Genomic DNA, 24,257 nt, shown 5'->3' with positions numbered 1-24,257 from the left:
GCATCGTCATACGATCTGAAACAACCGTGCGGCGCACCGTTCCGGCTCGGCACGGCCCCGACCGCACTGGGTACCATGACAGGCACGACACGCCGGGTGAGTGTGGAAAGGGAGGTCGGCGGTGACGCGAGCCCCCGAGTTGCGCGTTGAACGGGCCCCGGCGCTCATTCGCTCCCAGGTCCTGGAAAACCTGCGGCAGGCGATCCTCGACCGCCGGCTCGCGCCCGGGCAGCGGCTGATCGAGCGGGAGCTGGTGGAGCTCACCGGCGTCTCGCGCACCAGCGTCCGGGAGGCGCTGCGCGAGCTCGCGGCCGAGGGCCTCGTCACCGCGGTGCCCAACAAGGGCATGGTCGTCACCAGCGTCAGCGCCGACGAGGCCCGCCAGCTCTACCAGGTGCGCTCCGTGCTCGAGGGCCTGGCCGGCCGGCTCTTCGCCGAGCACGCCGGCCCCGCCCAGCGCAAGGCCCTGGTCCGCGCCCTCGAACGGGTCGAGCGGCAGGCCGCGAAGGGCGCGCCGATCCTGGCCGCCAAGGACGCCTTCTACGACGTGCTCTTCGACGGCGGCGGCAACACCGCCCTGGCCGCCGTCGTCGGCAGCCTGCACGCGCGGGTGAGCGTCCTGCGCTCGCTGTCGATGTCGGTCCCCGGCCGCCTCGAGCACAGCCTCGCGGAGCTGCGCGCGATCGTCGACGCCGTCCAGGCGGGCGACGCCGACGCCGCCGCGGCCGCCTGCGCCCGGCACGTCGAGGAGGCCGGGAAGGCCGGCCTCATTGCCCTCGTCGACCAGCCCGAGGCCTAGGCCCACCGCCCGGCGGGAACTTTCCGCGCCGCTCACGGTTCCGCAAGATTGTATGATCGTCGTACGCTGTCCCTGCCCATCGGCCAGAGACAGGAGCGGTCCATGAGTGACGACATCAGCCGGCTCGAGCGCGGCGACCGGGTCCGGCGGGAGGTGCTCGGCGACGCCCACGTCCACCGGTCCCGCGCGCAGGCCACCGACTTCACCCGGGTCGTGCAGGAGTACGTGACGGCCAGCTGCTGGGGCGACGTCTGGTCCCGGCCCGGGCTCGACCGGCGCACCCGCAGCCTGCTCAACCTGGCCATGCTGACCGCGCTCAACCGGCCGCACGAGTTCTCCGTGCACGTGCGCGGCGCGCTGCGCAACGGCTGCACCGTGGCCGAGATCCAGGAGGTCCTGCTGCAGACCGCGGCCTACTGCGGCGCCCCGGCCGCCCTGGAGTCGTTCCGGCTCGCCGAGCGCGTCATCCTCGAGGTCCAGCAGGAGCAGGCGGCCGCGACCACGGCCGGGACCAGCGCCGCGACCACGGCCGGGACAGTCGCCGGATGACGCGCCGCACCGGCGCCCGGGTCGTCGCCGACATGCTCGACGGCTACGGCGTGACGCACGTGTTCCTCGTCCCGGCGATCCTGCGCCGCACCCTGGCCGAGCTCGAACGGCACCACCCGCACATCCACCGGGTCGTCACGCACGGCGAGAAGGCGGCCGCCTACATGGCCGACGGCTACGCCCGCGTGTCCGGGCGCCCCGGCGTCGCGATGGCCCAGGTCGTCGGGGCGCTCAACCTCGCCGCCGGCCTGCGCGAGCCGTTCCTGGCCGGCTCGCCGGTGCTCGCCCTCACCGGCGGCCGCTCCCCCGCGACCAAGTATCGGCAGGTCTACCAGGAGATCGACGACCTGCCCGCGTTCGCGCCGGTGACGAAGTTCAACGCGACGGTCGAGGACGCCGACCGGTTCCCCGACATGCTGCGCCACGCGTTCCGGGTCGCCACCACGGGCGCCCCCGGCCCCGTCCACCTGCAGATCCAGGGCAACGAGGGCCAGCTCGACGCCGACGGGACCGACGCCGAGCCGCTCGTGGAGCCCGGCTTCGCCCGGGTGCCGCCGCTGCGCCCGGCCCCGGACGAGGCGAGCGTCGCGGCGGTCCTGCGGCTGCTGGGCGAGGCCCGCCGCCCCGTGATCGTGGCCGGCGGTGGCGTGCGCGCCTCCCGCGCCGGCGCCGACCTCGTCGCCCTCGCCGAGGCGCTGGGCATCCCGGTGGCGACGTCGGCGAACGGCAAGGACACCATCCCGGGCACGCATCCGCTCTCGGCCGGCGTGGTCGGCTCCTACTCGCGGGAGTGCGCCAACCAGGTCGTCAACCGGGCCGACCTGGTCTGCTTCATCGGCACGCAGACGGGCGGCATGACCACGCACTTCTGGGCGGTACCCCCGATCGGCACCCCGGCGATCCAGATCGACGTCGAACCGTCGCACCTCGGGCGCAACTATCCCCTCCAGGCCGCCGTCGCCGCCGACGCCAAGCTCACCCTGGCCCGGATGCTGGCCCTCGCGCCCCACCACGCCCGGCCGGACAGAACGGCCTGGCTGGCCGAGGTGGACGCGGCCAAGGCGGCCTGGCGGGCCCGCCACCGCGACGTGCTCACCAGCGACGCGGTGCCGATCCGGCCCGAACGCATCTGCGCCGAGCTGACCGCCGGCCTGCCCGGCGACGCCGTCGTCGTGGTCGACACCGGCCACGCCGGCATGTGGATGGCCCAGTACCACGACACGACCGCGCCGGAGCAGGACTACCTGCGCAGTGCCGGCCACCTCGGCTGGGCGTTCTCGGCCGGCATCGGCGCCAAGTGCGGCGCACCCGACCGGCCGGTGGTGGTCTTCACCGGCGATGCCGGGCTGTACTACCACCTCGGCGAGGTCGAGACGGCCGTGCGCCGCCGGATCAACCTGGTCACCGTGGTGAACAACAACCATGGCGGCAACCAGAGCAAGCGGGGCTTCGACCGGGCCTACGGCGGGCAGGCCACGGCGCAGTCCCGCGAGCTGTGGACGTATCACGAGGTGGACTTCGCCCGGATCGCCGAGGAGATGGGTGCGCTCGGCATCCGGGTGGACCGGCCCGGCGACCTGGCGAAGGCCCTGGAGCGGGCCCTCGATGCGGACCGGCCGGTGGTGTTGGACGTGCACACCGACATCGACGCCATCGCGCCGCTGCCGGTGAGTCAGGAGCCGTAGAGCGAACGGTCGTGGGCGGCGAAGTCCCAGGCGCCGGCGCCGCCCGACGGCCGGACCGTGCTCACGACGCTGGCGCCGCCGTCGACCGAGACCACCTCGCCGGTCATGTAGGCGGCGTCGGCGCTGAGCAGGAACGCAACCACGCCCGCGATGTCCTCGCCGGTGCCGGCCCGGCGCAGAGGGGTACTGGAGGCACGGTGCGTCATGTCGTCCCGGCCGGACGCGCCGAACAGGTCGGTGGGCACGATCCCGGGGGCGACCGCGTTCACCCGCACGCCCAGCGGGCCGCCGTACATGGCGGCGCCGCGCAGGATGCCGAGCACCGCGTGCTTGGAGGTCTGGTAGGCGAGGAGGTCCGCGCTGCCGCGCAGGCTGCCGATCGAGCCGGTGATCACGATGCTGCCGCCGCCACCCTGCTCGGCGTAGCGGCGGAAGGCGGCCCGCACGCCCAGGAACACGCCGCGCACGTTGACGGCCATCACCCGGTCGAGCTCGGCCACGCTCAGCTCGGGCAGGGTGGCGTTGGAGCCCGGGATGCCGGCATTGAGGTGGTGCAGGTCGATCCGGCCGAACCGGTCGACGGCGGCGTCCGCGTAGGCGGCCACGTCGCCCTCCGCCGACACGTCGGCGCGGACCCACGCCCCCTCGGTCGGCAGTGCTCGCACCACCTGCCGCAGCCGGTCCTCGTCGAGGTCGACGGCGACGACGTGCACGCCCTCCTCCGCGAGCCGGCGGGCGGTGGCCGCACCGATGCCCCCGGCCGCACCGGTCACTACCGCGATCTTGCCGGCCAGTCCGCGCATCCGCCGCCATCCCGTCAAAGATTGTCTGCCGATCATACAATCATGCCACCGGGGCCGGGTCGCCGGCACCCCCGCGGGCCGCATCGCTCGGAAATCGCGCCGAAATCTCGTCCGGCCCTTGACAGTCGTCGGGATGGATCACCTACATTCCTCTGTACCGGATAGCCGGATGAGCACCCCGCATTGCGGGACGACACCCCGACGCTCATTGGGAGGCATCGCATGGAGATCGCCAGCGGGGACCTCCAGGTCGTGGCCCGGGTCGTCCAGCTGCTCCGGCTGCTCGCGGCCAGCGAGACCATCGACCTGGTGTCGGCCGCCGAGGAGCTCGGCGTCGGCAAGTCGACCGCCCACCGATACCTGGCGTCCATGGAGAACCACGGTCTCCTGCAGCGCCGCGACCGCAACCGCTACGAGTTCGGCGTGCTCCTGGCCGAGCTCGGCACCATGGCCCTGTCCCGGCTCGGCGTCCTCGACCTGGCCGGCCCGGTCATGGAGGAGATCAGCGAGCGCGTCCGCCACACGGTCGTGCTCAGCGTGTGGAACGGCCACCGCCCCGTGGTGGCGCAGGTCCGCGAGGACAGCAGCCGGACCGCCCGCGTGTCCATAGCGGTCGGCAGCCACCTCGGCCCCGACGCCGCCCAGACCCTCATCTTCTGGGCCTTCCGGAACCAGTCCTACCACCGGTTCCGCGAGGGCGCACCACCCGCGAACGCGACCGCGGCGGAGCTGGCGGAGGTCCGCCGCACCGGCGTCGCCGTGCGCGTGAGCCACGAGAACGGCGTCAGCGCCGTCGCGACCCCGGTCCGGGACGCGGCCGGCCAGGTCGTCGCGACGCTCGCCGTGGTCGGCATCGCCCAGTTCGTCCCCGAGGAGATCGACAGCCCGGTGGCGCGCGCCCTGTTGTCGGGCGCCGACACGATCAGCCGGCGCATGGCCAATCCGCTGGACAGCGCAGCGGACTGACACCGGCACCGGAACGCCCCGGCGCGGCCGGGGCGAAGCGGGGCGGCACCCACGGACGGTGCCGGCCCGGGATAACCGTGAGCGGGAACGAGCGACGGGTTCCCGATCGAGAAGAGGCGACAGTCATGAGGACCTTCCGCTTACTCACCTTGTTCACCGTCGGTGCCCTGACGTTGTCGGCCTGCGGCGTGGGCGGCGACCCCGGCGGCGGCTCCTCGTCGGGCAACACGCTGACGTGGGCCAGCACCGGCGGGCAGTTCCAGGAGGACGAGAAGACCGCCCTGCAGGTGCCGTTCACCGCCAAGACCGGCACGAAGTTCACCAACATCAGCCCGGCCGAGCAGGCCCAGGTCCGCACCATGGTGGCGGCCGGCAAGACCATCTGGGACCTGGCCAACATGAGCTGGATCTACGCCGGGGCCTACTGCGGCGAGCTGTTCGAGAAGCTCGACGATCCCCGGCTGGAGCGCGGCAAGTTCCCGAAGGGCACCACCGGCGACTGCTTCGTGCCGACCTACCGCTACGCCAACATCTTCAGCTACAACGCCGACCTGTACCCGGGCGAGAAGCCGACGAAGATCCAGGACTTCTTCGACGTGAAGAAGTTCCCGGGCAAGCGGGTCGTCTACGACTACCCGAAGGCCGGGCTGTTCGAGGCCGCCCTGGTCGCCGACGGCGTCGCCCCCGACAAGGTCTACCCCCTGGACCTCGACCGGGCCTTCAAGAAGATCGACACGATCAAGAGCTCCCTGGTCTTCGCGCCCAGCTACGGCGCGATCCAGCAGATGCTCGTCGACAAGCAGGCCGGCATGGTGCTCACGGTGACCGCGCGGACGATCGTGTCGGCGTCCAGCGGGGCCAACCTGGTGCCGGTGTGGGACTTCAACACCACCGACATCGGGGTGCTGGTCATCCCGAAGGGCTCCCCGCACAAGCAGCTGGCGCAGGACATGCTCGCCTTCGTCACCGAGCCCGCGCAGGCCGTCGCCTACGCCAAGCTGACCGGCACCGCCCCGGCCCGGCCCGACATCGACCTCAACACGGTCGGCTACAGCGATCAGCAGAAGCAGTTCAACGCGTTCCTGCCCAACCGCGGCACCACCATCGAGCAGGACAAGCAGTGGTGGATCGACAACACCGACGCGCTGACCAAGCGCTGGACGAGCTGGAAGGTCGGCTGAGCCGGATGAGCGTGCCGACAGCCACGACCGAGGCGCCCCCCGCCGGGCGATGCGGGCCGGCCCGCATCGCCCGGGCCCGCGTGTCCGGCTGGCTGCTCCTGCTGCCGGCGCTGGTCGCCCTGGTGGTCCTCTTCGTGCTGCCGCTGGTGAACATCGTCGTGGACAGCTTCACGGAGCCCGAGACCGGCCTGGGCAACTACGCCTCGCTGTTCACCGACGGCTACACCCTGCGCGTGCTGGGCCGCACCCTGCTCGTCGCGCTGGTCGTCGCGGTCGTGGGCGCGCTGCTGGCGTACCCCTACGCGTATGCGATGACCCTGGCCGGCCCGACGATGCGGGCGGTGCTGGTGACGATCGTGCTCGTGCCGTTCTGGACGAGCATGCTGGCCCGCAACTTCGCCTGGCTGGTGCTGATGCAGGACGGCGGCGTGATCCAGAAATTCTTCGGGCTGTTCGGGCTGGGCGACATCACGCTGGTGGGCACGACCCTGGCCGTCGGCATCTCGATGACCCAGGTGCTGCTGCCGTTCCTGGTCCTGCCGATGTACACGGCGATGGAGCAGGTCGACGGGCGCCTGGTCCCGGCCGGGCAGAGCCTCGGCGCGCCCCGGCACCGCGCCTTCCGCCGGGTCTACCTGCCGCTGTCCACGCCCGGTGTCGTGGCCGGCATGTCGCTGGTCTTCGTGCTGGCGCTCGGCTTCTACGTGACACCGGCCCTGCTCGGCTCCACCCGCAACGCGATGATCGCCCAGGTCATCAACGTGCGCACCAAGGAGCTGCTGGACTTCGGCGGGGCCGGCGCCATGGGCATGTTCCTGCTCCTCGTCACCCTCGCCGTCCTCGGCCTCAGCCGCCGCCTGGCCGGGCCCAAGCTGGCCACCGCCGCCAGCGCCGGCGGCCGGCCGGCGCGGGGCCGGGCCGGCGGCGAGCGGACCTCGGCGGTGCGGCCATGGCTGCGGGCCCACACGACGATCGTCGCGATCCTGCTCGTGGCGCCGACGCTGGTGGTCATCCCGATGAGCTTCTCCGCCGCCCGGACCTTCCGGTTCCCGCCCGACGGCTGGTCGCTGCGCTGGTATCAGGAGCTGTTCACGTCGCCGGAGTGGACCGCGGCGATCCTCAACTCCCTGCAGGTCGGCGTCTTCACCGCGCTGTTCGCCACGCTGCTGGGCACCACGGCCGCCTTCGGCCTGACCCGGCTGCGCCCGCCCTGGCGCGGCGCCGTCAACGGCTTCCTGCTCTCGCCGATGATCGTCCCGCACATCCTGGTCGCGCTGGTGGTCTTCTCCGCCTTCCTGCGCCTCGGCCTCAACGGCACCCTCATCGGCATCATCCTGGCCCACACCGCGCTGGCCATCCCGTTCGTCGTGATCGCGGTGACCGCGCGGCTGCAGGGCATGGACGGCCGCCTGGCCGGGGTGGCCGCCAGCCTCGGCGCGAGCCCGGTCTCGGCCTTCCGGCGGGTGACCCTGCCGCTGGTCCGGCCCGGCATCCTGTCCGGGACCGTGCTGGCCTTCGTCACCTCGCTCGACGAGGTCGTGATCGCCCTGTTCCTGCAGGCACCGGGGGCGATCACGCTGCCGGTCAAGATGTTCAACAGCGTCACCGTCCAGATCGACCCGACGATCTCGGCCGCGTCGAGCCTGATGGTCGTCCTGGTCAGCGTCCCCATCCTGCTCGCACAGATCGCCGGTTCGAGAAGAGGCCCCAGATGAACTCCGCGGCAATCAGCGCCACCGGTGCCCGGGTCGAGCTGACCGGCCTCAGCAAGCGCTACGGCGCGGCCGAGCCGCCCGCCGTCGACCACATCGACCTCGACATCGAGCCGGGCGAGTTCATCACCCTGCTCGGGCCCAGCGGCTCCGGCAAGACCACGACGCTCAACATGATCGTCGGGTTCACCGAGCCGACCGCGGGCAGCATCCGGCTCAACGGCCGCGACGTCTCCCGCACGCCGCCGCACAAGCGCAACCTCGGCATGGTCTTCCAGAACTACGCGCTGTTCCCGCACCTCACCGTCGCGCAGAACGTCGCCTTCCCGCTGCGCGAGCGCAAGGTGCCCGCGCCCGAGTCGGCCCGCCTGGTCGGCGCCGCCCTCGACCTGGTCGACCTGGCCGGCATGGACGGCCGCCGCCCGCACGAGCTCTCCGGCGGGCAGCAGCAGCGCGTCGCCCTGGCCCGGGCCGTCGTCTTCTCCCCCAGCGTGCTGCTGCTCGACGAGCCGCTCAGCGCCCTGGACCGCAAGCTGCGCCAGGCCCTGCAGCGCGAGATCAAGCGCCTGCACAGCGAGCTGGGCCTCACCTTCGTCTTCGTCACGCACGACCAGGACGAGGCCATGACCCTCTCGGACCGGATCGCGATCTTCGACCGCGGCCGCATCGTCGCCCTCGGCCCGCCGACCGAGCTCTACCACCGGCCGCCGAACCAGTTCGTGGCCCGCTTCCTCGGCGAGTCCAACGTCTTCGCCGGCCGGCACCTGGCGGCCGACGTCTACGCGTGGCACGACCGCAAGTGGGCGGTCGGCGGGCAGACCCCCGACGACGACCGGCACGTGCTGATCGTGCGGCCGGAGCGCCTGGCCGTGGCCGTCGACGAAACGGCGGTACCCCCCGGATCCAACACTGCCCCGGCGGTCGTCACCGACGTGTCGTTCTACGGCACCTACCACCGGGTCGAGCTCGCCTTCGGCGACGACTCGGTCGGCTGCGCCGTGCTGCCCGTCGGCGCGTCCTCGGCCGTCGGCCCGGGCGCCCGGGTCATCGCCCACTGGCGGCCCGAGGACCAGGTCCTGGTCGCCGAATGACCCCTCTCCCCCGCGACGGTAAGGACATCAGCGTGAGTACTGCCGACTACCCGTTCAACCCCGAGGCCGACGAGGACCGCCAGGTGCCCGACCCGGAGGCCGACGCCCTCCTCGTCGGCGCCGTCGACCTGCACCAGCACCCGGGCCCGAGCCCGTTCCCCCGGCGGATGAGCATCCTGGACGCGGCCCGCGACGCGGCCGGCGCCGGGTTCCGCGCGATCGTGGCCAAGTCGCACCACCACAGCATGGTCACCGACATCCTGGCGCTGCGCTCGGCCGGCCTCGGCGAACTGCCGATCGAGGTGTACGGCGGGATCGCCCTCAACCGCACCGTCGGCGGCCTCAACCCCTACGCCGTCGAGCTGGCGCTGCGGATGGGCGGCCGGATGGTGTGGTTCCCCACGCTGTCCTCCGCCGCCCACGTCCAGCACCACGAGCACCACGACACCGGCTTCCCGACGCCGGAGGTGGACCTGCGGCCGAACGAGATCATCTCGATCCTCGGCGACGACGGCAAGGTGCTGCCCGAGGTCCGCGACATCCTGTCGGTGATCGCGGCCGAGGACGCCGTGCTGACCTGCGGGCACCTCGGCATCACGGAGTCGCAGGCGCTGATCGACGCCGCGCTGGCGGCCGGCGTGCGCCGCATCGTCGTCAACCACCCCGTCTTCGTCGTCGGCGCCTCGGTCGAGCAGGCCGCCGCCTGGGCCCGGCAGGGCGTCCACATCGAGCACTGCGCGATCATGTACTACGGCCACCCCGACCGCCGCCGCGACCTCGACGAGCTGCTGGCGTTCATCAAGGCGGTCGGCGTGGAGCGGACCATCATCTCCTCCGACTCCGGCCAGAAGACCAACCCGCTGCCGGTGACCCTCTACCGCCGGGCCGTGCGCGGCCTGCTCGACGCCGGCCTGCCGGAGGCCGACATCCGGCAGCTGGTCGGGGCGAACGCCGGCGGGCTGCTGCTGCGATGACGGCGACCAGGATCGGCTTCGCGGGCCTGGGCAACATGGGCGGGCGCATGTGCGCGGCCATCGTGCGCGGCGGCCGGGAGGTGCTCGGCTACGACGTGCGGCCCGAGCTCGTCACCGCGGCCGGCGCGACGCCCGCGGGCTCGGCCGGCGAGCTGAGCGACGGCAGCGACATCGTGCTGCTGTCGCTGCCGGACAGCCACGTCGTCGAGGCGGTGGTGCTCGGCGACGACGGCCTCCTCGCACACGCGCGGCCGGGTCAGATCATCGTGGACCTGTCCACCGCCGCGCCCGACTCGACCACGCGCATCCACCGGCTGCTCGGCGAGCGGGGCGCGGCCTACCTCGACGCCGGCATCTCCGGCGGTGCGGCCGCGGCCGAGCGGGCCGCGCTGACCATGATGGTCGGCGGCGACCCCGCGGTCCTCGAGCGGGCCCGGCCGGTGCTGGAGCTGTTCGCGGCCGATATCTTCCACTGTGGACCGAGTGGTGCGGGGCACACGGTGAAGCTGCTGAACAACTTCCTCAACGCGATCGCGCTGTCGGCGACCGCCGAGGTGATGGTGGCCGGGAAGAAGGCCGGCCTGGACCTGGAGGTGCTGCTCGCCGTGCTCAACGCGAGCTCGGGCGTCAACTTCGCCACCCTGAACCGGTTCCCGAAGATCATCCACGGCGACTACCTGCGGGGCGGGCTCACCAACACGCTGATGCTCAAGGACGTGAACCTCTACGTCGAGCTGGCCGCCCGGCTCGGCGTGGCCAGCCTCAACGCCGCCGGCCCGGTCGCCAGCTTCGGCCTGGCCCGCGCGCTCGGCTACGCCGACCGGATCAGCAACACCGTCGTCGACGCCATCGGGGACCTCTCCGGCGGCGTCCGGCTGCACACCGAGGAGCCGGCCGCATGAGAATCGTGCCCGGCCGAGCCGCGGACACCCGGTCCGAGCAGCGCCCCGCCACGGTCACCGGCGAGGCCTGGTTCGACCCGATCCTGCCCACCGCCGACGGCACCACCATCACCACGGTGTTCTTCACCCCCGGCGCCCACACGTACTGGCACACCCACGAACACGGCCAGATCCTGCAGGTGCTCGCCGGGCAGGGCCTGATCCGCACCGACGGCGAACCGCCGCGGACGATCCGCGCCGGGGACACCGTGTGGGTGCCGGCCGGCGAGCGGCACTGGCACGGCGCCGCCCCCGGATCGTCCATGACGCACACCGCGATCTCGCTCGGCGTGACCCGGTGGGCCGAGGCCGTCACCGACTACCCGGGTGCGGCCGATGCCTGACACCGTCGCCTGCATCGGGCTCGGCAACATGGGCGGCCCGATGTCGGCCCGGCTCGTCCGGGCCGGCTACCGGGTCCAGGGCTTCGACGTCGCCGAGCCGGCCCGCCGGGCCCTCGCCGACGCCGGCGGGGTCGCGGCCGCCGACCTGGCCGCGGCCGTCCGCGGGGCCGCCGTGATCGTGCTCATGCTGCCCGGCTCCGACGCCGTCGCGGCCACCGTCCATGATGGACAGTTTGCCGTCGGGCCGGGCGTGACTGTCATCGACATGAGCTCCTCGGAGCCGCTGCGCACCCGGGCGCTCGCCGCCGAGCTGGCCGCGCGGGGCATCACCCTGATCGACGCCCCCGTCTCCGGCGGCGTCGGCCGGGCCCGCACCGGCGAGCTCACCATCATGACCGGCGGCGAGCCGGCCGACCTCGAGCGGGTCGCCCCCGTCCTGGCCTGCTTCGGCACGGCGACGCGGGCCGGCGGCGTCGGCTGCGGCCACGCCGTCAAAGCGCTCAACAACCTGCTGTCCGCCACCCACCTCCTGGTCACCAGCGAGGCGATCCTGGCCGGCGAACGGTTCGGCCTCGACCCGGCCACCATGCTGTCCATCTTCAACAGCTCCAGCGGCCGCAGCGGATCGACCGAGCACAAGTGGCCGAATTTCGTGCTGACCGGGCAGTACGACTCCGGCTTCGGGCTTCGGCTCATGCTCAAGGACATCCGCATCGCCGTCGGGCTCGCCGACCAGGTGGGCGCGGCCGATCCGCTCGGCCGGGCGGCCGCCGAGCTGTGGTCGCAGGCCGCCGCGGCACTCGAACCCACCGCCGACCACACCGAGATCGTCAACTGGCTGCGACAGGACGGACCGCGATGACGCTCCCCGCACGGCAGGAAGCCATCAAAGCCGAGTTCATCCGCGTTCGCGGGGTGTGGAGCGACACGTGGGAGGGGGTGCTCCGGCTCGACCCGGAGTTCCTGCAAAGCTATTTGCGGCTCTCGGCGGTACCGTGGCGATTCGGCCCGCTCGAGCCGAAAGTGAAGGAGTTCATCTACATCGCGATCGACGCCAACGCCACCCACATGTACCTGCCGGGGGTACGCCAGCACATCCAGGCCGCGCTCGAGCTGGGCGCCACCCCACAGGAGATCATGGAGGTGCTCGAGCTGGCGGCGACGCTGGGCATCCACGCGATGAACATCGGCGTCCCCGTCCTGGTCGAGGTGCTGCGGGAGCGGGGCCTGCGGACCGGGCCGGCGCCGCTCACCGAGCGCCAGGAGCGGATCAAGGCCGAGTTCACGAAGACCCGCGGCTACTGGCACGCGTTCTGGGACGAGATGCTGGAGCTCGACCCGGAGATGTTCGCCGCCTACACCGAGTTCTCGTCGGTGCCGTGGCGCTCCGGCCCGCTCGAGCCGAAGGTGAAGGAGTTCATCTACATCGCCTTCGACACCGCGGCGACGCACCTGTACGTCGAGGGCCTCAAGCTGCACATCGAGAACGCGATCGGCTACGGCGCCACCGCGGAGGAGATCCTGGAGGTCATGGAGATCGCCTCGGTCCTGGGCATCCACGCCGTGACCGCGACCGTGCCGATCCTGGTGGAGGAACTGCGGGCTAGCCGATCGTAGCGGCCAGGCCGTTCAGACCGGCCGGGGCGAACCGGCCGAGGGTGTCCGGGTCGTGGCCGGGCACCAGGTGCCGGACCTCGCGCATCGCCCGGATCCGCTCGAAGGCCGCGTACATGTCGACGAGGCTGGCCACCTGGGTGAACGGCATGCTGCGCTCGAGCTCCTCGTAGTAGTGCACCGAGTCCGATGCGAGGAGCACGGTGCCGGCGTCGGTGTCGACCAGCACGACGCTCTGCCCCGGGGTGTGGCCGCCGACCTGGAGCACCCGCACCCCCGGCGCCAGGTCGAGGGAGCCGGCGAAGGTCCGCACCCGCCCCTCCCGCTCGGCCTGCCGCAGGTATGCGAGCTCCTCGTCCTCCACCGAATGGTGCAGCAACATCCGGTTCGCGTACGGGCCGGTCCAGAAGTCGTACTCGGCCGCGGCCAGGATCACCGGTGAGGCCGGGAACAGGTCCAGGTTGCCGATGTGATCGTAGTGCGCGTGCGTGACGACGACCGGCGGGCCGGCCGCGCGGTCCACGCCGAGCGCGTCGAACGCGGCGGCGGGCTCGATCAGCGTGGTGCGGCCGCGGCGAGCACCACCGGCCGCCGAGAACCCGGTGTCCACGATGATCGTGCGCTCGGCGTTGCGGACGATCCAGAAGAAGTAGTCCATCCCGATCGGGCCGTCCGGCTCACCGTAGAGGTGGTAGTTGAGGTACACGTCGCTGCGCACCGTCTGCCGGGTCCCGTACTTGACGATCGTCACCTGGTATTTAGCGTGCGACATAGCCACCGTCCACACTCAAAATTGCGCCGGTGATGCCGCCCGACTCCGGTGCGGCCAGGAACACGATCGCCCGGGCCACCTCGTCGGGGGTCGACATCCGCCCGATCGGATGGTTGGCGAGGGTGACGGCCAGGCTCGCCGCCGGGTCCGGATCAGCCGCCCGGGCTGCGGCCATGAACTCGGTGTCGACCGCGCCGGGGGCCACGGCGTTGACCCGCACGCCCCGCCCCGCGAACTCGATCGCGAGCTGCCGGGTCAGCTGCACGATGGCACCCTTCGTCATCGCGTAGACACTCTGGTCGGCCACGCCGATCAGCCCGGAGATGGAGGCGGTGTTGACGATGCCACCCCGGGACTCGACCAACGACGGCAGCGCGGCCCGGCTGAACCGGAACACCGGCCGCACGTTGACGGCGAACAGCGCGTCGAAGTCGTCATCGGTGGTGTCGAGGATCGGCCGCCGCAGAAACCGGGCCGCGTTGTTGACGAGCAGGTCGAGCCGCCCGAACTCGGCCACCGCCCGCCCGACCACGGCCGCCGGCACCCCGTCGCCGGTCACGTCGGCGGCGACGGGCACCACCCACCCGTCCTCGGCCAGCTCGGCGACCGCGGCCGACACGTCGACCGCCACCACCCGATACCCCGCTCCGCGCAACCGCACGACCGTGCTGCGCCCGATCCCGCGAGCGGCCCCGGTCACGACGGCGATGAGATCCATGCTCTGAGCATTGTACGATCGTCATACATTTGCAAGCCCATCGTCGCACCCACCGGCGCAGCAGGTGTCGCCGCGCCAGGCGTCGCGGCCTTCCCGCACCGCGACGGCGGCGATGGCGAGGGCGGCGATCGGGTCGGCCCACCACCAGCCGAGCAGCGAGTTGACGGCGAGGCCGGCGAGCAGGACCGCGGACAGGTAGGTGCACAGCAGCGTCTGCTTGGAGTCCGCGACCGCCGAGGCCGACCCGAGCTCCCGGCCCGCGCGGCGCTGCGCGGCCGACAGCAGCGGCATCACGGCCAGGGACACCGCGGCCAGCACGAGACCCACGGTGGAGTGCTCGGCCCGGTCTGCGCCAAGGAGCGCCCGGCCCGACTCCACGGTCACGTACGCGGCGAGGGCGAAGAACGACCCGGCGATGATCCGCAGCGCGACCCGTTCCCGGCGCTCGTGGTCGGGCCCGGCGAACTGCCAGGCGACCGCGGCGGCCGACGCCACCTCGATCACCGAGTCCAGCCCGAAGCCGATGAGCGCGGCCGACGAGGCCGAAGCGCCGGCGGCGAGCGCGACGACCGCCTCGACCACGTTGTAGGCGATGGTGGCGGTCACGAACCATCGGATGCGGCGGGTGAGCAGCACGCGCCGGTCGGTGGTCAGCAGCATCAGCAGCAGCCGTCCCGCTCGGCGGCCGGGCAGGCGGCCGGGTCCACGGCCAGGACGAGGCCGAGGAGGTCGCCGAGGGCGTGGGCCAGGCGGGGATCGGCCAGCTCGTAGCGGACCCGGCGGCCCTCGGGGACGGCGGCGACGAGGCCGCAGCCGCGCAGGCAGGCGAGGTGGTTGGAGAGGTTCTGGCGGCTGGTGCCGAGCGTGTCGGCCAGCTCGGCCGGGTAGCCAGGGGCCTCCCGCAGGGCCAGCAGCAGCCGGGCCCGCACCGGGTCGGACAGCGCATGGCCGAAACGGGCGAGCACCTGGCCGGGCGTCAGCGTCTCCACCCACCGAACGGTACAGCAGATGCTGAATAAAGCAACCACTGTACTGACATGGTGGCCGCGGGACTGCAACCACGGCTCGGGCCTCGACCGTCTGGTAGGTGTGCGTTTCGCGACCTCCGGACCGCTGACCGCGGTGGTACTGCTCCTGCTGGCCACCATGACCCGCGACGGTTCCCCGGTGCACCCTCCCCTGCCACCGCCCCCGGCCCCCGCCGCCGTCCCGGTCGCCGCCGCACCCACACCCGGCGCGATGCCGTCGGCGTCCCCGAGCCCGACGTTCCACGACGGCGACGGCCCCGTCGGCTCGTTCCTCACCACGAAGAGCCAGGCGGTCGCGCTGACCTTCGACGACGGCCCGGACCCGATCAACACCCCGAAACTCCTGGCGCTGCTGCGGGAACGGCACATCCACGCCACGTTCTGCATGGTCGGCTTCCGGGTCCGCGACCGCCCCGACCTCGTCCGCGCCATCTACGCCGACGGCCACACCCTGTGCAACCACTCCTGGCAACACCTGCTGAACCTGGCCCAGCGCGACGACGCCTACATCGACTGGGACCTCAAACACACCAACGACATGATCCGGGCCGCCGTCGGCGCCGACGCCCCGATCCGCTACTTCCGCGCCCCCGGCGGCAACTTCACCCCCGCCCTCGTGGCCAAGGCCCGCTCCCTGGGCATGGACTCGATCTACTGGGACGTCGACCCCCGCGACTGGGAACACACCCACGACAACGGCGCCGCCGCCCACATCTCCCGCGTGGTGAGCGAGGTGAAGTCCCACACCCGCCCGGGCTCGATCGTCCTGTCCCACGACAACGGCCAGCCGAACACCATCACCGCCTACCAGCAGCTCCTCCCCTGGCTTCAGGAGCACTTCACCCTGGCCGGCCTCCCCACCTCCGGGCTGTAACTTTCGAAACCTCCGGGGCGGCACGCTGCGGGGGTGTGGGCGCGGGATTGCGGCCGGGCTGGAACGCGCAGGCCGACCCGGCGCTCGTGCAGGCCGAGCAGGCGGCCGGGATGTGGATCGGCAACCACACCTGGGACCACGACAACGTCAGCGACAAAGCTACCGCCTACATCCAGTCCGAGCTGCAGCGGACGCAGGACGTCATCGCGCAGTTGACGGGGACCGCGCCGAAGTTGTTCCGGCCCCCGTACGGCTCGACGAGTGCCGCGCTCAAGGCGGTCGAGGCGCAGTACGGGCTCACGGAGGTGCTCTGGGACGTCGACACGCAGGACTGGAACAACGCCACCACGGACGCGATCGTGCAGGCCGCGAGCACGTTGACGAACGGTCAGGTGATCCTCATGCACGACGGGTTTCCGAACACCATCGCGGCGGTACCGCGGATCGTGGCCGGTTTGGCGAGCCGTGGACTGTGCGCGGGGATGATCTCGACGGTGACGGGCCGCGCCGTGGCGCCCGAGGGCGGCGCCACCCCGGCGACGTCGACGGCCAGCCGGACGCCGACGGCCCCGTCCTCCCCGAGCCCCTCCCGCACGACGCCGTCGGCGTCGGCGTCGGCATCCGCGGGGGCCGGGGGCTGCACGGCCACCTACACGAAGACGGGCGAGTGGACCGGCGGGTTCCAGGCCGACGTCAAGGTCACCAACACCGGGTCGAGCACCACGACGGGGTGGGCGGTGACGCTGACGTTCGCGAACGGGCAGCGTGTCACCCAGGTCTGGAACGGGCGGACCGCGTCGGCGGCCAGCCCCTACACGGTGACGAACGAGGCGTACAACAACGCGATCCCGGCCGGTGGCAGCGCGTCGTTCGGGCTGCTGGGCTCCTGGACCGCCAGCAACTCCGGTCCGGCGGTGGCCTGTACGCGTACCCCCTGATCCGCTTCTCGCATCAAGACGTTATGCCGCAAGACGTATGTTGATTCGACCATGACTTGGGTGGTCCTCTGGATGCTCGTGTACCTCCACACCCAAGGAGGCTTGATGAGCCGGACCCGGAGGCTCTGCACCCTGCTGGCACTCGTCCTCGTGAGTGGTGGCGCCCTCGTCGTCGCCGGCGGCGCAGGACCGGCCGCCGCTGACGTCGCCGAGACCGCGTCGCCGTATCTGGTCGACTCGGTCAACACCCTCGAGCAGCGCAACCGGATCGCCGCCAGCGGGGCGGCGATCGACGGGATCGAGCACGGCGTCGCGGACATCACCGCGACGCCGTCCGAGGTCACACTCCTGCGCCAGCTCGGCTTCACCGTCACCAAGGTCCCGCGGCCGGTCACCCCCGGCCGGTCCAAGGTCCAGGACTTCCCGTCGGCCGACTCGCAGTACCACAACTACGCGGAGATGACCGCCGAGCTCAACCAGGCGGTCGCCGACCACCCGGCGATCCTGCGCAAGTCCAGCCTCGGCCTGTCGTACGAGGGGCGGGACATCCCGGTCATCAAGATCTCGGACAACGTCGCGACCGACGAGAACGAGCCCGAGGTCCTGTACACGGCGCACCAGCACGCGCGGGAGCACCTGACCGTCGAGATGGCGCTGTACCTGATCAAGCAGCTCACGGACGGCTACGGCACCGACGCGCGGATCACCGGCGTGGTCGACTCGCGCGAGATCTGGATCGTGCCGGACATGAACCCGGACGGCGGCGAGTACGACATCGCGACCGGGGCCTACCGGTCGTGGCGGAAGAACCGCCAGCCCAACACCGGCAGCAGCAACGTCGGCACCGACCTGAACCGCAACTGGGGCTTCAACTGGGGCTGCTGCGGCGGGTCGTCGGGGACGACCAGCTCCGAGACGTACCGCGGGCCCTCGGCCTTCTCGGCGCCGGAGACGCAGCGCGTCCGCGACTTCGTCCTGGGCCGCCGGGTCGGCGGGGTGCAGCAGATCAAGACCCACATCGATTTCCACACGTACGGCAAGCTCGTGCTCTGGCCGTTCGGCTACACGACGGCCAACACCGCGCCGGGGCTGGACGCCGACCAGGAGGCGACGTTCCGCACCCTCGGCGTGCAGCTGGCCGGCACCAACGGCTACACGCCCGAGCAGGCCAGCGACCTGTACATCACCGACGGCTCCATCGACGACTGGCTGTGGGCGAGCCAGGGCGTCTGGTCCTACACGTTCGAGATGTACCCGGCCGGCAGCAGCGGCGGCGGCTTCTACCCGCCCGACGAGGTGATCGCCGCGCAGACCTCGCTCAACCGGGAGGCGAGCCTGCAGATCGCCGAGTACGCCGACTGCCCCTACCGCGTCATCGGCAAGGAGGCCCAGTACTGCGGCGCCGGGACGGGCACCACCGTCTGGTCCGACGACTTCGAGACGGGCCTCGGCTGGGTGACGAACCCGAACGGCACCGACACCGCGGTCAGCGGCGCGTGGGAGCGCGGTGACCCCGAGGCCACCGACTCCAGCGGCCCGAAGCAGCTCGGCACCACGGTCAGCGGCAGCAACGACCTGGTGACAGCCCGGCTGGCCGGCTCCAGCGCGGGCGCCAACGACGTCGACGGCGGCACGACCAGCGTCCGCTCACCGAGCATCGCGCTGCCGGCGAGCGGCACGTTGACATTGAGCTATTCGTGGTACCTCGGCCACGGCAACAACGCCACGGCGGCCGACTTCTTCCGGGTCAGCGTGGTCACGAGCAGCGGCACCACCGTGCTGTTCACGGCGGCCGGCGCCGCCACCGACCGCGACGCCGCCTGGTCCACCGGCAGCGTCAGCCTCACCCCGTACGCGGGGCAGAACGTGCAGATTCTCATAGAGGCCGCGGACACCGCGACCGCCAGCCTCGTCGAGGCCGGCGTCGACAACGTGACCATCCGGCAGACGTGAACCGGCGGAGGGCTCCCGCGCGGGCGGGGGCCCTCCGTCCACGGCTCAGAACTCGGTCACCATCGGGCGGTCGTCGAGCCAGGCGATCATCTGCAGGACGAGGAAGTTCCAGTTCTGGAAGTTCCTGGTCATGATCGGTTCGCCGCTGTCGGGGTGGTAGAACTCGTGCAGGCAGCCGGTGGTCTCCAGGTCGCGGCCGAACAGCCGGACCGTCTTGCCGGCCAGGTCGCGGGCGTCGTCGTCGAAGCCGTACTTCACCAGCCCGCGGAACACCAGGTAGTTCGTGATGCCCCAGATCGGGCCGAGCCAGTTGGACGGGTTGTTGGAGGCGCGCAGGTCGTACATCTTCTCCAGCCGGGACAGCGACCGGATGCCGTAGTTGGCGGCGAACGTGCGCTGGTCGCGGACCCGCCGCACCATCCGCTCGGCCTGCTCCTGGGTCGCGAGGCCGGCCCACATCGGCAGGAAGCTCGACCAGTTGTCGACCCGCAGCAGCAGCGACGACCACGCCCGCGGCGCGCCGCTGTGCAGCCAGTCGCCGTCGTCGACGGGGCGCAGCGCGAGGTCGGCGCTGTAGAAGGTGCCGTCGCGCTCGTCCCAGCAGTGCGCGTGGATCGCGTCGGCGAGGTCCTGGGCGCGGCGCCGCCACCGCACCGAGTCCTTGACCTCACCGAGCTGCTCCAGCAGTTCGCCGTAGGCCAGGAGTTCGCGGTACATCAGGCTGTTGAGGTAGATGGCGGCGGTGCTGCGGGCCGGGCGGTAGTAGACCGACGGGTCGTTGTCGACGCCGACGGCGAAGTCGGTCTGCCAGTGGACGAGGCCGGTCTCCGCGTGGAAGTGGCGGGTGAGGTAGCCGTTGAGGAACGCCTCGAGCTTCGGCCGGTGGGGGCGCAGCCACTCGGCGTCGCCGCGCCGGCGGGACAGCAGCGCCGCGTGCTGTACCAACACGGGCTTATGGGTGTTTTGGTTCTTCGCGTATTCCGCTTCGGTGCCGAAGTCGCCGTGGCGGAGGGTGCCCTCGGGGTTGAGCTGGATCGGGATGAAGCCGTCGCGCGCGTGGTCGAGGAAGTTGAGGATGCAGCCCTCCTGGTACTGCGCGAAGCGGCCCGTCTGGCCGGTCTCGGCCTCGACCTGGGCCAGCACGACGCTGGCCAGCCAGGAGTCCCAGTCCCAGAGGTGGCCGCTGTAGTACGGCGAGTCGGGGCTGCTCGGCACCAGGAACGGGTGCTGGATGATGCCCACCGGCTCCCGCGTCATCTCCTGGCTCTTCGCGAGGATGTGCGCGCTCAGCAGCGATGCGTAACGGTCGGTCATGCTGTTCCTTCCATCGTGAGCATCGCACCGGGGTTGAGGATGCCGAGCGGGTCGAGGGCCTGCTTCACCCGCCGGGTCAGCGCGAGCGCGTCGGCGCCGAGGTAGGCCGGGAGCCACGGCTGCTTCAGCCGGCCCACGCCGTGCTCGCCGGTGATGGTGCCGCCCAGGGACAGCGCGAGCTCCATCACCGCCGCGAACGCCCGCTCGGCCCGGGCCGTGTGGCCGGGGTCGCGGGCGTCGTAGACGATCACCGGGTGGGTGTTGCCGTCGCCCGCGTGCGCGACCAGCCCGATCGTCACGTCGTGCGCGGCCGCGATCGCCTCGACGCCGGTGACCAGCCGCGGCAGCTTCGGCAGGGCAACGCCGACGTCCTCCATCAGCAGCTCACCCCGGCGCTCCAGGGCCGGGAACGCGAGCCGGCGGGCGGCGGTGAAGGCCTCACCCTCGGCCGGGTCGTCGGTCGTGAAGACCTCCGTCGCCGCGTGCTCCCGGCCGGCGGCCTCCATCGCCGCGATCTCCTCGGCGGCGGCGCGGCCGGGGGCGTCGCTCTGCGCGAGGAGCAGCGCGCGGGCACCCCGGTCCAGGCCCATGGCCGTGTGGTCCTCGACGGCGTTGATCGTGGTCCGGTCCATGAGCTCCAGCAGGGCCGGGCGCAGCCGCGCGGTGATGGCCAGGACGGCCGCGGCCGCCGCCTCCATCGTCGGGAACGTCGCGACGAGCGTCGACGCGGGCGGCGGGGCCGGCAGCAGCCGCAGCGTCAGCTCCGTCATCACGCCGAGGATGCCCTCCGAGCCGACGAACAGCTTCGTCAGCGACAGGCCGGCCGAGTCCTTCAGCCGCGGGCCGCCGAGCCGCACCGCCGCGCCGTCGGCCAGCACGACCTCCATGCCGAGCACGTAGTCGGTGGTGACGCCGTATTTGACGCAGCACAGGCCGCCGGCGTTGGTCGCGGCGTTGCCGCCGATCGAGCAGGACTCGAAGGAGGAGGGGTCGGGTGGGTACCAGAGCCCGGCTGCGGCCGCCGCCCGTTTGACTTCGACATTCAGAGCGCCCGGTTGTACCACCGCCACCCGCGCGACCGGATCGATGTCCACGGCCCGCATGCGCTCCAGCGACAGCACCAGGCCGCCGTCGACCGCTGTGGCGCCGCCGGACAGGCCGGTGGCGGCCCCGCGCGGCACGACCGGCACGCGCGCGGCCGCGGCCCAGCGCAGGACCGTCTGCACGTCGGCGGTCCCGGCCGGGCGCACGACGGCGAGGGGCCGACCGGCGGCGCGGTCCCGGGCCCAGTCCTGGCGGTACCGCTCCATCACGTCCCGGTCGACGACGACGGCCCCGTCGGGCAGTGCCGCGATGAGGGCCCCTAAGCCGGTGGTGTCCACTGTGGATCAGATCAGCTCGGACGCCGCGACGGTCAGGAAGTCGGCGAGCTCGTCGTCGAGGACGAGCCGCTCGACGATCGCGACCGCGCGGTCGACGTGCCCGGCGCTGCTCCCGGCCAGCTCGGCCCGCGCGGACGCGGCCTCCTCGGCGATGCACCGCCGCACGAGGTCGGCCGTGACGGGCTGGCCGTCGCTGAGCACGACGTTGTTGCGCCGCCACTGCCAGACCTGGGACCGGGCGATCTCGGCGGTCGCGGCGTCCTCCATGAGGTTGTAGATGGCGACCGCGCCGTTGCCGGACAGCCAGGTCGCGAGGTAGCGCAGCGCGACCGCGAGGTCGTTGCGCAGGCCCGCCTCGGTGGTATTCGTGGTGTCGGTGATGGTCACCAGGTCGGCCGGCTTGACGTCCACGCCGTCACGCTGCCGGTCGAGCTGGTTGTCCCGGTCGCCGAGCACCGCCGCGAACTCGGCCGCGCACAGCGGCACCAGGTCCGGGTGCGCGACCCACGACCCGTCGAACCCGTCGGTCGCTTCCCGCCGCTTGTCGTCGCGGACCTTCGTGAGCGCGGTCGCGTTGACGGCCTCGTCGCGGCGGCTCGGGATGAACGCGGCCATGCCCCCGATCGCCATCGCCCCGCGCCGGTGACAGGTCGACACCAGCAGCTCCGTGTAGGCCCGCATGAACGGCGCCGTCATCGTGACCGCGTTGCGGTCCGGCAGCACGTACTCGGCGCCGGAGTTGCGGAACACCTTGATCAGGCTGAACAGGTAGTCCCACCGCCCGGCGTTCAACCCGGCGATGTACTCCCGCAGCTCGTACAGGATCTCCTCCATCTCGAACGCCGCCGGCAGCGTTTCGATGAGCACGGTCGCCCGGACCGTCCCGGTGGCTATGCCGCGCGCCGCCTCGGCGTGGCGGAAGACGTCGGCCCACAGGCGGGCCTCGTCGGCGCTCTCCAGCTTCGGCAGGTAGAAGAACGGCCCGCGGCCCGGCCCGGCCAGGAGATGCGCGTTGTGGAAGAAGAACAGGCCGAAGTCGGCCAGCGCGCCGGCGACGGGTGCCCCGTCGACCTGAATGTGCCGTTCGTCCAGGTGCCAGCCGCGCGGCCGGACCACGATGACCGGCCGGTCGCCGTCCCGCAGGGTGTATTCGCGGCCCTCCGGCGAGCGGAAGCTGATGGTGCCCTCGACCGCGTCCTTGAGGTTGACCTGCCCGCTGACGACGTTGTCCCAGTGCGGTGTGTTGGCGTCCTCGAGGTCGGCCAGCCACACGTTCGCGCCGGAGTTGAGCGCGTTGATCGCCATCTTGCGCTCGGTCGGGCCGGTGATCTCCACATGCCTTCTCCGCAGGGCGGGCGGGACGGGTGCGACCTTCCAGGTCGGGTCCTCGCGGATGGCCCGGGTGTCCGGCCGCCACCGCGCCCCGTCCCTGCCGGCCTCCGCGATGCGTTGCCGCCTGGCTGGGCGCTCGGCCAGCAGGCCGGTGCGCCGCTCGCCGAAGGTCTGGTGCAGCCCGGCGACGAAGTCGAGGGCTTCGGGGGTCAGGATCGCGGCGCTTTCCACCACGTCGCTGGCCGTGAACTGCACGTCCGCCATGTAGCTCTCCCCTTTGCCACCCCGCCGCCGCGGGCGCGCGTTCGTATCCGTAATTATCGCGATAAGTCCGATGTGTCGGGCGCGTTGGTGCCTGACATGTCGGGCGCGTTCGTGCCTGACATGTCGGGCGCGCGGTCTTGCGGTGGTCAGAAGGCCGCGTCCGTGGTGGTCGTTCGGATTCGGTAAAGGCTCGTCGACGCGGTGATGTACAGGGTCCGGCCGTCGTCGCCGCCGAAGCACAGGTTGGCGATCTTCTCCGGGACCGGGATCGTGGCCAGGCGGTCGCCGGCCGGGGTGAACACCTGGACCGAGTCGGCGCTCGAACTCCAGATGCGGCCCTCGACGTCGACCCGCAGGCCGTCGGTGGCGCCCGGGCGTACGGTCACCAGGTCGCGGCCGTTGTCGCAGCGCGCACCGTCCACGACGTTGTATGCGCGGATGCCGCCCGGTGCGCCGGTGACTTGCAGGTAGCCGGTGTCCGCCACGTACAGGATCGACTCGTCCGGGGCGAAGGCCAGGCCGTTCGGATGCACCATGTCGGTGACGACCGGGGTGACCTCGCCCGAGCGTTCGTCGAAGCGGAAGACGTAGCAGCCGCCGTACTCCGGCTCGCCGGGGTGACCCTCGCGGCCGCTCTCGTGGATGCCGTACGGCGGGTCGGTGAACCAGATCGCGCCGTCGCGGGCGACGACCAGGTCGTTGGGCGAGTTGAACCGGCCCTCAGTCCAGCGGTCGACCAGGGTGTGCGGGCCGTCGTCCCCCTCGCGCTCGACGGCGCGGCGGCCGTGGCTGCACTGCACGACGCGCCCCTGCCGGTCGAGGGTGCGGCCGTTCGGATACTCGGCCTCGGCGCGGAAGACGCTGGTGGCGCCGGTCGCTTCGTCGTACTCGAGGATGCGGTTGGCCGGGATGTCGCTCCAGCGCAGGCGGCGCGACCGCGGAAGCCACACCGGCCCCTCGCCCCACGTCGTCCCGGTGAAGAGGTGCTCAAGGACCGCATCTGGCGGGAAAAGGTCCGTCACG

24 protein-coding genes are annotated in these 24,257 nt (G+C 72.0%); 15 read left to right on the top strand and 9 right to left on the bottom strand.

The window, feature by feature from the left end:
- Nucleotides 1-121: 121 nt before the first annotated feature.
- The 3 genes from ACIA8L_RS37720 (at nt 122) to ACIA8L_RS37710 (ending at nt 3,033) form a co-directional block, all read left to right on the top strand.
- Nucleotides 122-799, top strand: coding sequence for a GntR family transcriptional regulator (locus ACIA8L_RS37720; RefSeq protein ID WP_395912163.1), 678 nt, complete (start codon nt 122-124; stop codon nt 797-799).
- A gap of 102 nt (nt 800-901) precedes the next feature.
- Nucleotides 902-1,348 (top strand): carboxymuconolactone decarboxylase family protein, encoded by a 447-nt coding sequence (locus ACIA8L_RS37715; protein ID WP_395912162.1) that lies wholly within the window; start codon nt 902-904, stop codon nt 1,346-1,348.
- The gene (locus ACIA8L_RS37710) at nt 1,345-3,033 is read left to right on the top strand and encodes a thiamine pyrophosphate-binding protein (RefSeq protein WP_395912160.1); all 1,689 of its coding nucleotides are present in this window, start codon (nt 1,345-1,347) and stop codon (nt 3,031-3,033) included. The genes ACIA8L_RS37715 and ACIA8L_RS37710 overlap by 4 nt, the downstream gene beginning before the upstream one ends.
- Here ACIA8L_RS37710 and ACIA8L_RS37705 read toward each other — a convergent pair.
- On the bottom strand, nt 3,021-3,836 hold the full coding sequence (locus ACIA8L_RS37705) for an SDR family NAD(P)-dependent oxidoreductase (protein ID WP_395912159.1): 816 nt from the start codon (nt 3,834-3,836) through the stop codon (nt 3,021-3,023). The two genes, ACIA8L_RS37710 and ACIA8L_RS37705, sit on opposite strands and share 13 nt — an antisense overlap.
- A gap of 222 nt (nt 3,837-4,058) precedes the next feature.
- Here ACIA8L_RS37705 and ACIA8L_RS37700 point away from each other — a divergent pair, with 222 nt between their 5' ends.
- The 9 genes from ACIA8L_RS37700 (at nt 4,059) to ACIA8L_RS37660 (ending at nt 12,662) form a co-directional block, all read left to right on the top strand.
- The gene (locus tag ACIA8L_RS37700) at nt 4,059-4,802 is read left to right on the top strand and encodes an IclR family transcriptional regulator (protein ID WP_395912157.1); all 744 of its coding nucleotides are present in this window, start codon (nt 4,059-4,061) and stop codon (nt 4,800-4,802) included.
- A 125-nt stretch (nt 4,803-4,927) separates the two neighbouring features.
- Nucleotides 4,928-5,983: an extracellular solute-binding protein gene (locus ACIA8L_RS37695; RefSeq protein ID WP_395912155.1), complete on the top strand. Its 1,056-nt coding sequence runs from the start codon at nt 4,928-4,930 to the stop codon at nt 5,981-5,983.
- Between the two features lie 5 nt (nt 5,984-5,988).
- Entirely contained in the window at nt 5,989-7,698 is a 1,710-nt protein-coding gene (locus tag ACIA8L_RS37690) for an ABC transporter permease subunit (RefSeq protein WP_395912153.1), read from the top strand.
- The gene (locus tag ACIA8L_RS37685) at nt 7,695-8,786 is read left to right on the top strand and encodes an ABC transporter ATP-binding protein (protein ID WP_395912151.1); all 1,092 of its coding nucleotides are present in this window, start codon (nt 7,695-7,697) and stop codon (nt 8,784-8,786) included. Before ACIA8L_RS37690 ends, ACIA8L_RS37685 begins: the two co-directional genes overlap by 4 nt.
- 32 nt (nt 8,787-8,818) lie before the next feature.
- On the top strand, nt 8,819-9,760 hold the full coding sequence (locus ACIA8L_RS37680; protein ID WP_395912150.1) for a DUF6282 family protein: 942 nt from the start codon (nt 8,819-8,821) through the stop codon (nt 9,758-9,760).
- Entirely contained in the window at nt 9,757-10,662 is a 906-nt protein-coding gene (locus tag ACIA8L_RS37675; RefSeq protein ID WP_395912148.1) for an NAD(P)-dependent oxidoreductase, read from the top strand. The genes ACIA8L_RS37680 and ACIA8L_RS37675 overlap by 4 nt, the downstream gene beginning before the upstream one ends.
- Nucleotides 10,659-11,045 (top strand): cupin domain-containing protein, encoded by a 387-nt coding sequence (locus ACIA8L_RS37670; protein ID WP_395912146.1) that lies wholly within the window; start codon nt 10,659-10,661, stop codon nt 11,043-11,045. The genes ACIA8L_RS37675 and ACIA8L_RS37670 overlap by 4 nt, the downstream gene beginning before the upstream one ends.
- Nucleotides 11,038-11,907 carry an NAD(P)-dependent oxidoreductase gene (locus ACIA8L_RS37665; RefSeq protein ID WP_395912144.1) on the top strand — a complete coding sequence of 290 codons (870 nt, stop codon included), beginning with the start codon at nt 11,038-11,040 and terminating at the stop codon, nt 11,905-11,907. The genes ACIA8L_RS37670 and ACIA8L_RS37665 overlap by 8 nt, the downstream gene beginning before the upstream one ends.
- Complete coding sequence (locus ACIA8L_RS37660) at nt 11,904-12,662, top strand: carboxymuconolactone decarboxylase family protein (protein ID WP_395912142.1); 759 nt, start codon at nt 11,904-11,906, stop codon at nt 12,660-12,662. Before ACIA8L_RS37665 ends, ACIA8L_RS37660 begins: the two co-directional genes overlap by 4 nt.
- Here ACIA8L_RS37660 and ACIA8L_RS37655 read toward each other — a convergent pair.
- From ACIA8L_RS37655 to ACIA8L_RS37640, 4 genes are read right to left on the bottom strand one after another with little or no spacing between them, the layout of a single operon-like run.
- Entirely contained in the window at nt 12,649-13,431 is a 783-nt protein-coding gene (locus tag ACIA8L_RS37655; protein WP_395912140.1) for an N-acyl homoserine lactonase family protein, read from the bottom strand. The genes ACIA8L_RS37660 and ACIA8L_RS37655 overlap by 14 nt on opposite strands.
- A complete protein-coding gene (locus tag ACIA8L_RS37650) occupies nt 13,418-14,149 on the bottom strand; it encodes an SDR family NAD(P)-dependent oxidoreductase (RefSeq protein WP_395912138.1) in 732 nt (243 codons plus the stop codon). Before ACIA8L_RS37650 ends, ACIA8L_RS37655 begins: the two co-directional genes overlap by 14 nt.
- A 21-nt stretch (nt 14,150-14,170) precedes the next feature.
- A complete protein-coding gene (locus ACIA8L_RS37645; protein ID WP_395912136.1) occupies nt 14,171-14,809 on the bottom strand; it encodes a cation transporter in 639 nt (212 codons plus the stop codon).
- A complete protein-coding gene (locus ACIA8L_RS37640; RefSeq protein WP_395912134.1) occupies nt 14,809-15,138 on the bottom strand; it encodes an ArsR/SmtB family transcription factor in 330 nt (109 codons plus the stop codon). Before ACIA8L_RS37640 ends, ACIA8L_RS37645 begins: the two co-directional genes overlap by 1 nt.
- Nucleotides 15,139-15,238: 100 nt before the next feature.
- On the opposite strand from ACIA8L_RS37640, the gene ACIA8L_RS37635 reads away from it, so the two are divergent.
- From ACIA8L_RS37635 to ACIA8L_RS37625, 3 genes are all read left to right on the top strand, one after another.
- Nucleotides 15,239-16,051, top strand: a complete 813-nt coding sequence (locus ACIA8L_RS37635; protein WP_395912133.1) for a polysaccharide deacetylase family protein — start codon at nt 15,239-15,241, stop codon at nt 16,049-16,051.
- Between the two features lie 35 nt (nt 16,052-16,086).
- The gene (locus ACIA8L_RS37630) at nt 16,087-16,989 is read left to right on the top strand and encodes a cellulose binding domain-containing protein (protein ID WP_395912131.1); all 903 of its coding nucleotides are present in this window, start codon (nt 16,087-16,089) and stop codon (nt 16,987-16,989) included.
- Nucleotides 16,990-17,091: 102 nt separating this feature from the next.
- A complete protein-coding gene (locus ACIA8L_RS37625; RefSeq protein ID WP_395912328.1) occupies nt 17,092-18,942 on the top strand; it encodes a M14 family zinc carboxypeptidase in 1,851 nt (616 codons plus the stop codon).
- Between the two features lie 45 nt (nt 18,943-18,987).
- On the opposite strand, the gene ACIA8L_RS37620 is transcribed toward ACIA8L_RS37625, so the two are convergent.
- From ACIA8L_RS37620 to ACIA8L_RS37605, 4 genes are all read right to left on the bottom strand, one after another.
- A complete protein-coding gene (locus tag ACIA8L_RS37620) occupies nt 18,988-20,256 on the bottom strand; it encodes an MGH1-like glycoside hydrolase domain-containing protein (protein ID WP_395912129.1) in 1,269 nt (422 codons plus the stop codon).
- Complete coding sequence (locus tag ACIA8L_RS37615) at nt 20,253-21,566, bottom strand: FAD-binding oxidoreductase (RefSeq protein WP_395912326.1); 1,314 nt, start codon at nt 21,564-21,566, stop codon at nt 20,253-20,255. The genes ACIA8L_RS37620 and ACIA8L_RS37615 overlap by 4 nt, the downstream gene beginning before the upstream one ends.
- A gap of 78 nt (nt 21,567-21,644) precedes the next feature.
- The gene (aceB, locus tag ACIA8L_RS37610; protein WP_395912128.1) at nt 21,645-23,234 is read right to left on the bottom strand and encodes a malate synthase A; all 1,590 of its coding nucleotides are present in this window, start codon (nt 23,232-23,234) and stop codon (nt 21,645-21,647) included.
- 146 nt (nt 23,235-23,380) lie between these two features.
- Nucleotides 23,381-24,256 (bottom strand): SMP-30/gluconolactonase/LRE family protein, encoded by an 876-nt coding sequence (locus ACIA8L_RS37605; RefSeq protein ID WP_395912126.1) that lies wholly within the window; start codon nt 24,254-24,256, stop codon nt 23,381-23,383.
- Nucleotide 24,257: the final 1 nt, after the last annotated feature.

The sequence above is a fragment of the Dactylosporangium sp. NPDC051541 genome (assembly GCF_044454505.1).
Classification (GTDB): Bacteria; Actinomycetota; Actinomycetes; order Mycobacteriales; family Micromonosporaceae; genus Dactylosporangium.
The sequence above is the reverse complement of the archived record's forward strand: the minus strand, read 5'-3'. Positions and strand labels throughout refer to the sequence as shown.

Bases quoted from the DNA above. Each gene is read 5' to 3' on its own strand.
- ACIA8L_RS37715 (WP_395912162.1), top strand. From the start codon at position 902: ATGAGTGACGACATCAGCCGGCTCGAGCGCGGCGACCGGGTCCGGCGG.
- ACIA8L_RS37710 (WP_395912160.1), top strand. From the start codon at position 1,345: ATGACGCGCCGCACCGGCGCCCGGGTCGTCGCCGACATGCTCGACGGC.
- ACIA8L_RS37705 (WP_395912159.1), bottom strand. From the start codon at position 3,836: ATGCGCGGACTGGCCGGCAAGATCGCGGTAGTGACCGGTGCGGCCGGG.
- ACIA8L_RS37700 (WP_395912157.1), top strand. From the start codon at position 4,059: ATGGAGATCGCCAGCGGGGACCTCCAGGTCGTGGCCCGGGTCGTCCAG.
- ACIA8L_RS37695 (WP_395912155.1), top strand. From the start codon at position 4,928: ATGAGGACCTTCCGCTTACTCACCTTGTTCACCGTCGGTGCCCTGACG.
- ACIA8L_RS37690 (WP_395912153.1), top strand. From the start codon at position 5,989: ATGAGCGTGCCGACAGCCACGACCGAGGCGCCCCCCGCCGGGCGATGC.
- ACIA8L_RS37685 (WP_395912151.1), top strand. From the start codon at position 7,695: ATGAACTCCGCGGCAATCAGCGCCACCGGTGCCCGGGTCGAGCTGACC.
- ACIA8L_RS37675 (WP_395912148.1), top strand. From the start codon at position 9,757: ATGACGGCGACCAGGATCGGCTTCGCGGGCCTGGGCAACATGGGCGGG.
- ACIA8L_RS37670 (WP_395912146.1), top strand. From the start codon at position 10,659: ATGAGAATCGTGCCCGGCCGAGCCGCGGACACCCGGTCCGAGCAGCGC.
- ACIA8L_RS37665 (WP_395912144.1), top strand. From the start codon at position 11,038: ATGCCTGACACCGTCGCCTGCATCGGGCTCGGCAACATGGGCGGCCCG.
- ACIA8L_RS37660 (WP_395912142.1), top strand. From the start codon at position 11,904: ATGACGCTCCCCGCACGGCAGGAAGCCATCAAAGCCGAGTTCATCCGC.
- ACIA8L_RS37655 (WP_395912140.1), bottom strand. From the start codon at position 13,431: ATGTCGCACGCTAAATACCAGGTGACGATCGTCAAGTACGGGACCCGG.
- ACIA8L_RS37650 (WP_395912138.1), bottom strand. From the start codon at position 14,149: ATGGATCTCATCGCCGTCGTGACCGGGGCCGCTCGCGGGATCGGGCGC.
- ACIA8L_RS37645 (WP_395912136.1), bottom strand. From the start codon at position 14,809: ATGCTGCTGACCACCGACCGGCGCGTGCTGCTCACCCGCCGCATCCGA.
- ACIA8L_RS37620 (WP_395912129.1), bottom strand. From the start codon at position 20,256: ATGACCGACCGTTACGCATCGCTGCTGAGCGCGCACATCCTCGCGAAG.
- ACIA8L_RS37615 (WP_395912326.1), bottom strand. From the start codon at position 21,566: ATGGAGCGGTACCGCCAGGACTGGGCCCGGGACCGCGCCGCCGGTCGG.
- aceB (WP_395912128.1), bottom strand. From the start codon at position 23,234: ATGGCGGACGTGCAGTTCACGGCCAGCGACGTGGTGGAAAGCGCCGCG.